Origin of the sequence: Agromyces seonyuensis (assembly GCF_009789225.1) — a bacterium.
Lineage (GTDB): Bacteria > Actinomycetota > Actinomycetes > Actinomycetales > Microbacteriaceae > Agromyces > Agromyces seonyuensis.
The window spans coordinates 43,271-56,347 of sequence record NZ_WSTA01000015.1 but is presented as its reverse complement, the minus strand read 5'-3'; the positions used below and the strand labels follow the sequence as shown (position 1 = coordinate 56,347).

Below are 13,077 nucleotides of genomic sequence, written 5' to 3'. Positions count from 1 at the left end.
GGGGGTGCGGGGGGCGCGGCGACCGACGCCGGGACGACCGCGGCAGGGACCGGTGCGTTCGCCGCCGACGCCGCCCCGGGCGCGTCCGGCGGGAGTCCCGCCGCGACGGCGCCGTCGGGTTCGGGCGTGCCCGGCTCGCCGCGTCCCTCCGACGACGCGGTCATGCCTTCGCCTGCCTCGGGACGACGACTTCCTTGATGATGAGCAGGATGCCCGCCGAGATCGGGATCGCGACGAGCGCGCCGAGCAGGCCGAGCAGGGTGCCGCCGGCGAGGGCGGAGATGAGCACGAGCGAGCCGGGCACCTGCACCGCCTTCGACATGACCCGCGGCGTGAGGATGTACGCCTCGACCTGCATGTAGATCAGCATCGCGATGAGCACGATGATGCCCGCCGTCGGGGAGACGAGCAGTGCCACGATCGTCATGACGACGGTCGTGATGATCGTGCCGATGAGGGGGATGAGCGTGATGAAGAGCGCGACGACACCGATGATGAGGGCGTACTTCACGCCGACCGCGTAGAGCAGGATCGTCGAGTACACGGCGTTGCAGAACGCGAGCACGACCATCCCCGAGAGGTAGTGGCCGACCGAGGCCATGATGCGCTCGCTGTAGCCGATGACGTTGTCGCGATGCGAGGCGGCGACGAGCCGGTAGCACGCGGCCTTCGTGGCATCCAGCGTCGCGATGAAGTAGATCGACAGGATGAAGACGAAGAAGCCCGTCGAGACGGCGTCGAGCACGGCGGCGCCGAACGCGAGCGCGCCGCTGCCGACGCTCGTCCAGAAGTTCGGGTCGCTGAGCGTCGTGCCGATCCACTGCAGCACCGTGGTGGCGAGCCCGTTCGTCACGTCGTCGACGTTCTTGAACCAGTCGGTGTCCTGCACGTTCGCGATCTGCCCGGGCAGGGACTGCGCGAGCACGACCGCCTGCGAGACGACGGGCGGGATCACGATCCAGACGATCACGACGACGACGAGGATGAACAGGAGGATGACCGTGACGATCGCCGTGCCGCGCTTCAGCCCCCGGCGCTGGAACCAGCGGATGAGGGGATCGAGCCCGAGCGCGACGAACGTCGCGATGAAGATCGACAGCAGCACCGACTGCAGGTTGAAGACCGCGAAGCCGAGCACCGCCGCCGCCATGAGCCCGATGCCCACGAGGAACGCCCAGCGCATCGGGTACCGCGAGACCGTGCTCTGCCCGCCCTCGTCCTCGCGTTCCCGTCGTCGCCGTTCCAGCCGCCCACCCGTGTCCATGCGTTCCCCTTCCGCCGGGCCCGAACGCCCCGCGACCGGGGCACCGGATGCTCCGCGCGATTCGCCGCGCGGCCGAGGCCGGATGCGGGCACGTCGCCGAGTCATCCGCCATTCTGCCTGCGGAGGCCCGCCCGGGGCGGCAGGCGGGCCGGAATCCTCCTGCCGGACGACGCGAGGCGGGACGGGCGGATCCTCCGGAACCGTCAGTCCGACGCCGGTGCCGACGGGTCCGTCGCCGCCGCACGGAGCTCCTCGGCGCGCTCGTAGGCCGCGTCGAGCGCGACGGTGAGCCCGGGCGTCTCCTCGAAGACATTGTCCGCGCCGATGACGTCGAGCGCGTGCGTCCGCTCGAGGAGGCGGTGCGTCGACGGCGCGACGCCGGCGATCACGAGCGGGATGCCTTGGGCCCGGAGCGCGGCGACCCGGCGGTCGAGCGACTTCAGGAACGTCGCGCTCGGCACCTCCGCGGATGCCCGGATCGACAGGACGATCGCGGCGCGCTCCGCGCCGGCGAGGTCGGGCCACTCCTGCTCGATGCGGTTCGCTTCGGCGAAGAAGCCGACGCCGCTGTAGTGGAGGACGGTCGTGCGGCCCGAGGCGAGCTCGGCGGGCGGATCTTGGATGCGCCACCCGCCGGCTTCGTCCGGGACGAGTTCGACGACGCGGCCGATGCGCGAGATGCTGACCGCCGTCAGGACGATCGAGAGCCCGGCGCCGATGAAGATCGCCTGCTGCAGCGGCAATTGCGTCGTCACGAGGAACGTCACGACCATGGCGATGAGCGAGAGCCAGGAGGTGCGGGCGACGAGCACGATATCGCGCCGGCGGCCGACGACGAGCTCGCCGCCGATGACGAGCATGAGCCCGCCGATGACCGCCATCGGGATGTACCCGGCGAGCGGGCCGAACAGCAGCACGATCAGGGCGAGCGAGACGCCCGCGAAGATGCCCGACCAACGGGTCCGGGCGCCCGCGCTCGTCGCGACGCCGGTGCGCGAGAGCGAACCGCCGGTCGGCAGCGCGGAGAAGAATCCTCCGGCGATGTTCGCGATCCCCTGCGCCGTGAAGTCCTTCGAGGCGTCGGAGCGGGATCCGTCCGGGTTCGCGACGGCCGCGCTGATGCCCGCCGCCTGAGCGAGCGCGACGAGGGCGACCGCGATGGCACCCGTGGCGAGCGCCGGGACGGCGGCGAGATCGGGCAGGGTGAGGGGCGGCAGCGAGCGGTTGATCGCGGCGATGTCGGAGACGAGTTCGACGGGCACCCGGATGAGCGCGGCGGCGACCGAGACGAGCACGAGGGCGAGCAGCGTGGCGAGCGACTTGAGCGGCTTGACGAAGTGGAACACGGCCCAGACCGCGACGGTCGCGGCGGCGACGCCGACGGTCGCCCAGTCCCACTCGGGCAGGTGCGCGAACGCCTCGACGAACTTGCCGATCGTATTGTGCACGTCGGGGTCGAAGCCGGTCGCGTCGCCGATGACGCCGGCGATGATCTGCAACGCGATGCCCGTCGTGAACCCGGTCATCACCGCGGTCGACACGAACGACATGACCGAGCCGAGTTTCAGCAGCCCGAGGATCAGCATGACGAGACCGGTCAGCACGGTGAGGGTCGCGACCGCGCCGAGGTCGCCGGGGTCGAGCCCGGCCCCGGCGAGGACGCTCGACGACGTCAGCGCGATCGCGCTCGTGAGCGTCGTGACCATGAGCACGGTGCGGGCGAAGACCGAGCCCAGGATGGTCGGGACGATGCCCGACCAGAGGCCGAGCGGAGCGGCGAAGCCGCCGATGCTCGCATACGCCATGCCCTCCGGGATCGAGAAGAGCCCCGTGACGAACCCGGAGACCACGTCCTTGCCGGTCGGCCGGCCGAACTTCGACCGCCCGGAGCGCCGCGGCGCGTCATCCGTCATCAGAACGCCGCGATTCCCTTGCCGACCAGTACGACGCCGATGACGAGCAGCAGGATCGTCATGATCGTCGCGTTGTTCGCCACCAACCAGGCCCGCAACGACTCGAGCGGTCCTGCGAGCCGCTCGGATGCCACGAGATAGGCGATCACGGGCCCCGCCACGGTGATCGCGGCGATGACGACGAACACGAGCGCCGCGACGACGACCTGCGCGACCGGAAGCTCGGCCGTGCCGATCTCGACGCCCGCGCCGGCGGCGAGCAGCAAGTTCTTCGGGTTCACCGCCGCTAGGACGAAGGCGAGGCCGAACCCGCGCCCGGCGCGCATCTGATCGATCGCGGACATCCAGCCGGGCAGCTCCGGTGCCTCGCCCGCCTTCGGGCGCCCTCGCCACTGCCGCCAGGCGAGGAGGAGCAGGGCGACGCCGAGCAGGAGCTTGATCGTGCCGGCGATCGGCTGCGAGGCATCCGGGTCACCGTCCGGGATGACCGCGGCGAGGAGGATGAACGCGGTCAGCGCGACGACGATGCCCGCCAGCCAGCCGAACAGGAACCCGACGCTCGTGCCCTTCGCCTGCGGCGAGAGCAGCATCAGGATCGCCGCGATGATCGGGATCGGACTGATCGCCACCCCGAGTGCGTAGGGCAGGATGCCCCCGATCACTTCGCCCAACGCCCACCCCGTTCCGCTCGTGCCGTGGAGGTGCGCGTCGCGCACCGCCGTCGGCTCCCCCACCTCCGAGCCTGCCGCATCGGCGGGGCCGCCCGTCGTCGCGGCGCGCCAGCACGGTCATCCTCGACCGCGACGCGGCGCCCACCCGTTCGGGGTGGACGCCGCGTCGCGGTGCGAACGGCCTCGGCGGCCGGGCCGGATCAGTTCAGCGTGAAGCGGACCGTGGTGCTGTTGCCCGCCACGTCGAAGACCACGAGGGTGTTCTCGCCGCGGACCGCACCGAACACGCCGGGCGCGATGAAGTTCACGTCGGACCACGCGTCGTTCGTCAGGTCCTTCACGACTCCGTTGATCGACACCTTGTCGATCTTCTGCGCGTCGAAGAGCTTGAAGCTGACCTTGTCGTACCCCGCGGCCGTGCCCGCGGTGAAGGAGGCGCCCTCCTTCACCGTCGCGGTCGGAGCGGTCGCGTCGACCGTGAACGCGAACGTGCCGGTCTTCGAGATGTTGCCCGAGAGGTCCTCCGCGTTGTACTTCACGGTGTAGTCGCCCGACGGCAGGTCCACCGTCGCGCTGTGCGACCCCGAGCGCGCACCGTGCAGCGCCGTCTGCGTGCTCTTCACGAGCGTCGAACCGCGGTAGACGTTCGCCACGATCCGCCGCAGGCCGACCTCGTCGGCGGCATCCACCTGCACCTGCAGACCCCGGAAGGGGCCGGCCGTGGTCGGCGAGACGAGCGTCGCCTCGGGTCGCGTGCCGTCGGCCGTCGGGAGCACCTGGAGCGCGGCCAGGCCGGCATCGCCCTCGGACCAGTCGGTCGACAGCGCGACGTACCGCGCGTGATCGCCCACCGCGACCGAACTGCCGGCGGTCGGGGTGCCGACCTCGCGGAACGTCACCCCGTCGTCGCTCACGGACACGGTGGCCGACGGCGCATCCGCACCGTCCCAGACCGCGAGCACCGAGCCGATCTCGCGCGGGGCGCCGAGGTCGGTCACCATCCGACCGTCCGGACCGGGGGTCCAGGTGGTCGCGAGATCGCCGTCGACCGCCGACTTCGGCGACGACATTCCGGCCGGCAGCACCGATGCGGGGAACGTGAGGGTGCTGAGCGCGAGGTCCTGCACCGGGAACGGCGTCGCCCCGAGGAAGCGGACCGGCACCGCGTTCGGCGTGCCGTCGAGCGCGACGGTGCGGGTCTCCCCGCTCTCGGCGTTGCGCACGTCCACGCTCGTCGGCGTCGTCGCGGCGAGCCGCAGGTCGCGACCGTCGAGGACCTCGACCGTGAGCGCCCCGGCTGCGGCGGCCGCGGCGGGCACGGTGGCTCGCGGGGCGAGCACCTGCGCGGTGTTCGCCGGCACCGTGACGGTCAGGCTCGAGGACGACTCCCCGAGTCGCTGCGATCCCTCGAAGAGCCCGACGGCGTCGCCGGAGTAGGGCACCGTGACCGTGACGTCCGCGTCCTCGTCCGTGAGGTTGAAGAGCGAGAGGTAGCCATCGAGCAGGCTCGCGACGACGCCGGGGCGATCCGTCGTGGGCACCGCGCGCTGCTGCTGCGCCGCCGTCGCGGCGGCGTCGCCGGGAACCATCTCCACCAGGAACGGCGAGTCGGCGCGGTCGGCGAGCCGCACGCGGTGCGCGTCGCCCTCCCGCGAGACCGTGATCGGGGCATCCGAGCCGCGGACGACGAAGCCCGCCTCGCCCTCGACGTTGAGCCACGACCCGTCGGTCTCGAGGACCCGGTCGCCGGTGTAGCGGTAGCTCGCGGCATCCGTCCAGGCCACGCCGTCGAGCGAGGTCTGGATGCGGTACTCGCGGCCGGCGGCCGCCTCCCAGCCGAGCTGCACCTGGGCGATCGCCGTCGGGGCGCCGAGGTCGACCTGGATCCACGAGTCGGCGCGGGTGCGGTCGTCGCGCGAGACCGCCCAACGGGTGCCCGCCTGGCCGTCGGTGACCGCGCTCGCGGTGCGGCCGCTCTCGGTGCTGGACGCCGTCGCGGGCCGGCCCGCCGCCGCGTCGGTGCCCTGCGGCGTGAACGCGCGGAAGTGGTACAGCGAGTAGCCGTAGGTCGGTGCCCCCTGGACGCCCTGCATCCGCACGTAGCGGGTCGTCACCGGGGCGGTCGTCCCCGCTGCGGCGAGGTCGATCGTGTCCATCCGCGCGACGTTCGCGTCGGCCGCGCCGTTGTAGGCGGCGCGGGTCGTCCACGTCGTGCCGTCGACGGAGGTCTGGACGAGGTAGCGCTCTCCCGCGCTCGCCTCCCAGGCCACCCGGACGGCGCCGACCGAGCGCTCGCCTCCCAGGTCCACCTGGATCCACGAGTCGGCGCGCGTCCGCTCACCGGTCGCGACCGCCCAGCGGCTGTTCGGGTCGGCGTCGGTCACTCGTGCGGCCGTGCGGCCGGCACCGGCATCCTCGCTCGACGCGGTCGCCGAGGCGCCCGCCGCGAGGTCGGTCGGGGTCGCCGGGTCGGCGCCGTAGACGTGCAGGGAGTACATGGAGTAGCCGTAGCGGGCGTTGCCCTGCTGCCCCTGGACGCGGACGTACCGGGCGTCGACGGGAGCGAACTCCAGCTCGTCGAGGCGCGCCGCCTTGACGTCGGCGGGGTCGGCGGGCCGCTCCACGGGAAGCGCCTCGGTGACCTCGCCGTCGGCGGTCGCGTAGGTGCGGGAACCGTCGAGTCCGGCGTAGCCGCCCATGTCGAGGTTGCGCACCTCCACGGTGCCGTCGTCGGCGCCCGCGCCGGAGGAGGCGTAGACCGCGCCGCCCGTCGGCAGGGTGACCTGGCCGGCGTGGTCGCCGCCGAGGCGGAACATCGACGCCGTGCCCTCGAACCCGTCTCGGGGTTCCGTGTACGTCGCGGTCTCGCGGTCGTCGACGGTCGCCCCCGTGTCCGGGTAGAGGAACGGCGTCGAACCCGAGACGCCGAAGAGCCACGAATCGTGGGCGGGCACCCAGGGGAACTTCACGAAGCCCTTCCGGCTCGAGGCCGCGGCCCAGGCGTTCGAAGACTGCTGGAGGGTGAGCCCGGGGCCGGCGCCGAAGTCGCGCACCCCTGCGAGCCGCTCGAAGAACACGTCCTGCTCGGTCGGGACGACGGGGCCGTCCGCGGACTCGTCGGCGTGGACGTGGAGCAGGTAGGAGATGGCGATCTCGGCACGGGCCTCGGGCTCGTACTTCGGCTCGCCCGAGAACTTGGTCAGCCGGTCGACGGGCGCGTAGGCCTGGTAGTCCTCGAGCGCGGCGGCGAGGTTGGCCTCGGCACGCGCCGCGTCGGGGTCGCGCAGCACTTGGCCGAGGAAGGCGATCGGCAGCACGTCGCGGCCGTAGAGGAACTCGCGGTCGGCGACCATCGGCATGAACGGCTCGCCCTGGTTCGACATGACGAGCTTGATCGATTCCCAGAGCTCGGCGGAGTTCGGCTGGTGGGTGAGGATCTCGGGCAGCGGCCGGTCGTTGAGGATGAACTGGATGGCGTTGCGCCCGCCCGAGCGCCAGATGTCCGACTGGTAGTGGGGACCGAACGACCCGTGGTTCTCGACGAGGTACGTGTCGTAGATCGTCTGCATCGTGTTGCTCGAGATGGGCTTCCCGGCCACGATCGCGGGGTTGTTGAGGTCGGCGGTCGGCTGGCCGGCGGCGTTGCGTCCCCAGTCGGCGAGCTGCTCGGCCCAGCGCGAGGCGTCCGCATCCCCCGGAGCCCACGCGAGCCCGGGCGCGAGCGCCTGGGTGTAGACGCCGGCCTCCTCCTGCGCGGTGTCGCCGATGTGCTTGCCGGTCGGCCAGTCCGCGGTCCAGCTGCCCGAGAGTGGATCGCGGCCGTGGTCGAGGTCGGACGCGTACGCGGACTGGCCGGTGGCGATCGTCGTGAGGTTGCGCTGCGTGACGGGATCGAGCTCGTCCCACATGAGGCGTCCCGCGTCGAGGAAGTACGACTGGAACGTGGAGTCCCAGAAGAGCTTCTTGCCCCAGACGCCGTTCGGGTCGACGAGGCGGTTGTTCGCCGCGTAGTGGCGGATCGTGGCGATGGTCTTCGCGCGGAGCTCCGACTCGGGGATGCCGGCGACGGACTCGTCGTAGTCGCCGTAGGTGAGGAGCACGGCGTTGCCGAGCACCACCGCGAAGTTGAAGTCCTTCAGCTCGTAGGCGCCGCGGGCGGAGTCCCAGACCCCGTTCACCCATCGGGTGTGGCGCAGCAGCGCACCGTAGTAGTCGGCGGCGATCTCGTCCGGTGCACCGTACTCGGCGGCGGTCGTCCCGACCGCCGGGGCGGCGGTCGCCGGTGCGACCGGCGAGAGCGAGAGGGCCGAGATGCCGATGCCGGCCGCGAGCGCGGCCGCCAGCGGGCGGGACTTCCAGGTCGCCCTCCGTGCGGGAGGTCGTGATTCGAGGGCTTCCACTGTGTCGACTCCTTCGGCGAGCGGGTGATCGGGCTGCCGACAGCGAGTTGCGCACTGGATATGACAACGCTGTCAGACGATGCTGGCGATGCTAACCGCATTTCGATGCCGGTGTCTACCGGGCGGTTCCTCGGAGCGGCACGGACCACTACCGTGGCTTCGATGAGCGGACCTTCGACACCTGCGCGACCGACCATGAGCGACGTCGCCGCGGCCGCCGGAGTCAGCCTCAAGACGGTGTCCCGAGTGGTGAACGCCGAGGGGTACGTGAGCACGGACACCGTCGCCGCGGTCAAAGCCGCGATCGAGCAGCTCGGGTTCCGCCGGAACGACGCGGCCCGGCAGCTCAGGCAAGGCACGGCCGCCACGATCGGCCTGATCTTCGAGGACCAGTCCGACCCGTTCTACTCGACGCTCGCGAGAGCCGTCGAGGACGTCGCGCTCGCCCACGGCTCGCTCCTGCTCATCGCCAGCTCGAACGGCGACCCGGCGCACTCGCAGACGATCGTCGATGCGTTCACGTCGCGAGGCGTCGACGGCCTCATCGTCGCCCCCGCAGCGGGGACGGAGCCCGGGCTCCTGCAGCGCGAGGCGGCCGCCGGGCGGGCGATCGTGTTCGTCGACCGCCCCGTCCCCGGCGTCGACGCCGACACCGTGCTCGCCGACAACGTCGGCGGTGCTGCGGCGGCCACGGCCCATCTCGTCGCGAACGGCCATCGCCGCATCGCGTTCTTCGGCGACGACCCCGGGGTCTTCACCGCGACCGAGCGGCTGGCCGGGTATTCGCGCGCGCTCCGCGAGGCGGGTCTGGAACCCGACGATCGGCTGGTCCGTCTGGCGGCGCCGACCGCCGACGGCCTCGACGACGTCATCGGGGGTGTGCTCGATCAGACGGACCCGCCGACGGCCCTGATCACGGGGAACAACCGGTGGAGCATCCGCATGCTCCGCCACCTGAAGGCGCACGCCTCGCGCGCGCCGCTCGCCTTCGTCGGGTTCGACGATTTCGAACTCGCCGACGTGCTCGACCCCGCGGTGACGGTGGTCGCGCAGGCGCCGGCGGAGATGGGCCGTATCGCCGCCGAGTTGCTGTTCCGCCGCGTGGGCGGGGCAGAGGAGCCGATCGAGTGCATCCGCATCCCGCCGAGGTTGATCGTCCGCGGTTCCGGCGAGCTCCCGGGGCCGGCGCTCGCCTGAGCGCGCACGCTCACCCCCGCTCGACCCACTCGCTCGCTTCGGCATAGGCGCGTCGCACGCCCTCGGTGACCCATTCGCCGCTGCGAACGAGGCCCTCGGGTCCGAGTTCGGCCAACAGCCCGCCCGCGTCGAGCTGGGCGAGCACCTTCTCCTCGCTCACCACGAGGACCAGTCGGCTGTCGCGGTCGGCGAGCTCGTGCGCGTAGCGTCGGAGCACGCCGACGAGGGAGAGCCCGATCTGCTCGACGCCGCGGAGCCGCACGATGACGACCGACCGCGTCGTCGTCGGGGTGAACGCGGGCAGGGCGCGCTCGAAGACCGGCGCGCTCGCGAAGAAGAGGCTGCCGTAGGGCTGGAGCACGACGACGGTGCGGGCGGGCAGTTCGGGATCCGGCGCGCGTTCGCGGAGCCGACCATCGCCGCCGAGATCGAGCTGGCGCACGCGCAACCCGTTCGACTGCTCGGCGACGAAGAGCAGGATGCCGAGGCCGACGCCGACGAGGACCGCGAACTGCAGCGGGATGACGAGGGTGAGCACGAACGTCACCGCCATCACGGCCGTCTGGAACGGTCCCGTGCCCAGCACCGAACGGATGCGCGCCGGCTTGATCGAGCTGATCCCGACGACGATGAGGAGCGCTGCGAGCGCGGGCATCGCCACGTAGGCGACGAGGCCGGATGCCACGAGGAGCAACGTCGCCATGGTGCCCGCGGCGATGAAGAGCGCGAGCTTCGTGCGGGCGCCCGCCGCGGCGACGATCGAGGAGCCGGACATGGTGCCCCCGACGGGCATCCCCTGGAAGAGCCCGGCGAGGACGCTGCCCGCGCCCTGCCCGACGAAGTCGCGCGAGGCGTCGCTGCGCCGGCCGTCCGGGTTCGGCAGCGCGTCCGAGACGGCCGCCCCCTGGATGAGCGCGACGAAGGAGAGCGAGAGCGCGGGCAGCAGCAGGTCGAACCAGCGCGAGAGATCCGGCAGCACGGGGCCGGGCAGACCGGGCGCGACCGGGGCGACGTCCTGCACGACGGCGATCGACGTGCCCGCCCACGCGTCGAGTGCCGCCGTGAGCGCCGAGCCGGTCACGACCGCGACGACGAGCCCGAGCGAGCGCAGCCGGCTGCGGGTGAGCCAGACGACCAAGCCCGCCGTGACTGCACCGACGAGCACCGTCGGCCAGTCGAAGCGGCCGACGTGCAGAATCAGGTCGACGGAGCGCGTGAGCCGGTTGCCGCCCTCGCCCTCGGCGCCGGTGAAGTTCGCGAGCTGGCCGAGCACGATGTTGACCCCGACGGCGGTGACGAACCCCGTCATGACGGCCGTCGGCACGAACCGCAGCAGCCGGCCCCCGCCGAGCACGCCCGCGATGATCATCACGAGCCCGGTGAGCAGCCCGAGCACGACGAGCGCGCCCGCCGGGTCCGGCCCCGCGCCGATGCCGGTGTCGGCGATGACGAGCGACATCGCGCTCGTCGCCTGCACGGCCATGAGCGTGCTGCTCGTGAACCACGTCGCGCCGAGCAGGCCGAACAGGTAGGCGTAGACGCCCGCGAGCGGGTTCAGCCCCGCGAGCAGTCCGCTCGCGAGTCCGTCCGGGATCGCCTCGACGCCGAGCACGACGCCGGCGACGGCATCCTTGCCGATGGTCTCCTTGCGGAAGACCCCGCGCACCCCGCCCCAGGCGGTGCGGGCTGCGTCGCGGAGTCCCATCGGCGCCTCCAGTTCGGGAGACGGGGCGAGCCGCGGCCCGCCCCGTCCGGGTCAGGGGAGGACGATCTCGAAGTCGGGGTCGCCCGGGGAGAGCACGCCGAGCAGCGTCCGCAGAATGCCGATGTCGCCGACGACCTCGATGCCGGGGCCGTCGACATCGCCGCCGGCCAGGGCGAGCAGTCGCGGCTTCGTCAGCGTCAGGTGCAGCGGCGAATCGGGGGCGGGCGCCTTCTCGACGTAGATCAGCACGCCGTTGCGGAGCGTGAGATGGAAGCTCCGGTCGAGGTCGCTCAGCGAGATGTCGAACGCGAGGTCGAGGTCCCAGGCCTTCGGGCCGTCGACCGTGATCGCGACGGAGTCGAAGAGCTGCTCGGGAGAGAGTTGCGCGATGATGTCGGGCGCGTTCGCGACCGTGGGCGTGCCGAAGTTCCCCTCCCGCAGCTCCGTCGCCCCCGAGAGGAAGAAGTTGCGCCAGGTGCCGTTCTCGCTGCCGTACCCGAGTTGCTCGAGCGTGTCGGCGTAGAGCGCTTTGGCTGCCCCGTGCGTCGAGTCGGCGAACACCGCGTGGTCGAGCAGGGTCGCCGCCCACCGGAAGTCGCCGGAGTCGTAGGCCGCCTGCGCGAGTTCGACGACGCGGTCGATCCCGCCGATCGCGTCGACGTAGCGCTCCGCGAGGGCCTGCGGCGGGTGGGGCCACAGGCGCGCCGGGTTGCCGTCGAACCAGCCGAGGTAGCGCTGGTAGATCGCCTTCACGTTGTGGCTGACCGAGCCGTAGTAGCCGTGCGTCGACCACTGCGCCTCGAGCGCGGGCGGGAGCTGGAAGGCCTCGGCGATCTCCGCGCCCTGGTAGCCCTGGTTGAGCAGACGGAGCGTCTGGTCGTGGAGGTAGGCGTAGAGGTCTCGCTGGATCCCGAGGAAGTGCTTGACCTCATCGGTGCCCCACGTCGGCCAGTGGTGCGAGGCGAAGACGACGTCCGTGCGGTCGCCGAATCGCTCGATCGCCTCGGTGAGGTACTGCGACCAGACATGCGGATCCCGCACGACGGCGCCTCGGAGCGTCAGGAGATTGTGGAGGGTGTGGGTCGAGTTCTCCGCCATGCAGAGCGCCCGGTACCTCGGGAGGTAGAAGTGCATCTCGCTCGGCGCTTCGGTCCCGGGAGCCATCTGGAACTCGATCTCCACGCCGTCGATCGTGTGCGTCTCGCCGGTGAGCGCGACGTCGATCGTCGGCACGATGAGACCGGCGGCGCCGGTCGAGGTGCTCTGCCCCAGGCCGGCCCCGACGGCGCCCTGGGGCCCACGCGCGAGCGCGGCACCGTACATGTACCCGGAGCGCCGGCTCATCGCCGTGCCCGCGTACACGTTCTCGGCGATGGCATGCTCGAGGAAACCCTCCGGTGCGAGGACCTGCACTGTTCCGGCATCGACCTCGGCCTGCGTCGTCACGCCGAGCACGCCGCCGAAATGGTCGATGTGGCTGTGCGAGTAGATCACGGCGACCACCGGTCGGTCGCCGCGATGGATGCGGTACAGACTCAGTGCGGCGGCGGCGGTCTCGGCCGAGATCAGCGGGTCGACGACGATCACCCCGGTGTCGCCCTCGATGAACGACGTCACCGAGAGGTCGAAGCCTCGGACTTGGTAGACGCCCTCCACGACGCTGTAGAGGCCGTGCTTCGCGACGAGCCCGGACTGGCGCCACAGGCTCGGGTGCACGGTCGCAGGCGCGTCCCCGGCCACGAAGTCGAACTCGGCGGTGTCCCAGACCTGCTTCCCCGCAGGATCTCGAATCACCGCTTCGTCGAGGGTGCCGAGGAAGCCGCGGTCCGAGGCGGCGAGGTCGCCCGTGTCCTCGAACGGCAGTTCGTCGCGCTGCGCCGCGTTGGCGGTCGCGATCGACGGAGTGGCCGGGTTCTGCTGCATGTCG

Annotated in this window: 7 protein-coding genes; 1 reads left to right on the top strand and 6 read right to left on the bottom strand. The window is 71.8% G+C overall.

The annotated features are described in order from the left end of the window. Positions 1 to 160 precede the first annotated feature (160 nt). The 4 genes from GB864_RS05170 to GB864_RS05155 form a co-directional block, all read right to left on the bottom strand. Positions 161 to 1,264 carry an AI-2E family transporter gene (locus tag GB864_RS05170; RefSeq protein WP_160423278.1) on the bottom strand — a complete coding sequence of 368 codons (1,104 nt, stop codon included), beginning with the start codon at positions 1,262 to 1,264 and terminating at the stop codon, positions 161 to 163. 203 nt (positions 1,265 to 1,467) lie between these two features. Next, a complete protein-coding gene (locus GB864_RS05165; RefSeq protein ID WP_160423277.1) occupies positions 1,468 to 3,177 on the bottom strand; it encodes a SulP family inorganic anion transporter in 1,710 nt (569 codons plus the stop codon). Beyond that, positions 3,177 to 3,911, bottom strand: a complete 735-nt coding sequence (locus GB864_RS05160; RefSeq protein WP_336603881.1) for a GAP family protein — start codon at positions 3,909 to 3,911, stop codon at positions 3,177 to 3,179. The genes GB864_RS05165 and GB864_RS05160 overlap by 1 nt, the downstream gene beginning before the upstream one ends. 137 nt (positions 3,912 to 4,048) lie before the next feature. After that, positions 4,049 to 8,248 (bottom strand): discoidin domain-containing protein, encoded by a 4,200-nt coding sequence (locus GB864_RS05155; protein WP_160423276.1) that lies wholly within the window; start codon positions 8,246 to 8,248, stop codon positions 4,049 to 4,051. 162 nt (positions 8,249 to 8,410) lie between these two features. On the opposite strand from GB864_RS05155, the gene GB864_RS05150 reads away from it, so the two are divergent. After that, the gene (locus tag GB864_RS05150; protein ID WP_160423275.1) at positions 8,411 to 9,445 is read left to right on the top strand and encodes a LacI family DNA-binding transcriptional regulator; all 1,035 of its coding nucleotides are present in this window, start codon (positions 8,411 to 8,413) and stop codon (positions 9,443 to 9,445) included. A gap of 10 nt (positions 9,446 to 9,455) precedes the next feature. Here the strand turns inward: GB864_RS05150 and GB864_RS05145 are convergent, their stop codons facing one another. Both GB864_RS05145 and GB864_RS05140 read right to left on the bottom strand, forming a co-directional pair. After that, positions 9,456 to 11,150 carry a SulP family inorganic anion transporter gene (locus GB864_RS05145; RefSeq protein ID WP_160423274.1) on the bottom strand — a complete coding sequence of 565 codons (1,695 nt, stop codon included), beginning with the start codon at positions 11,148 to 11,150 and terminating at the stop codon, positions 9,456 to 9,458. Positions 11,151 to 11,201: 51 nt separating this feature from the next. Beyond that, positions 11,202 to 13,073, bottom strand: a complete 1,872-nt coding sequence (locus GB864_RS05140; RefSeq protein ID WP_160423273.1) for an alkyl/aryl-sulfatase — start codon at positions 13,071 to 13,073, stop codon at positions 11,202 to 11,204. Positions 13,074 to 13,077: the final 4 nt, after the last annotated feature.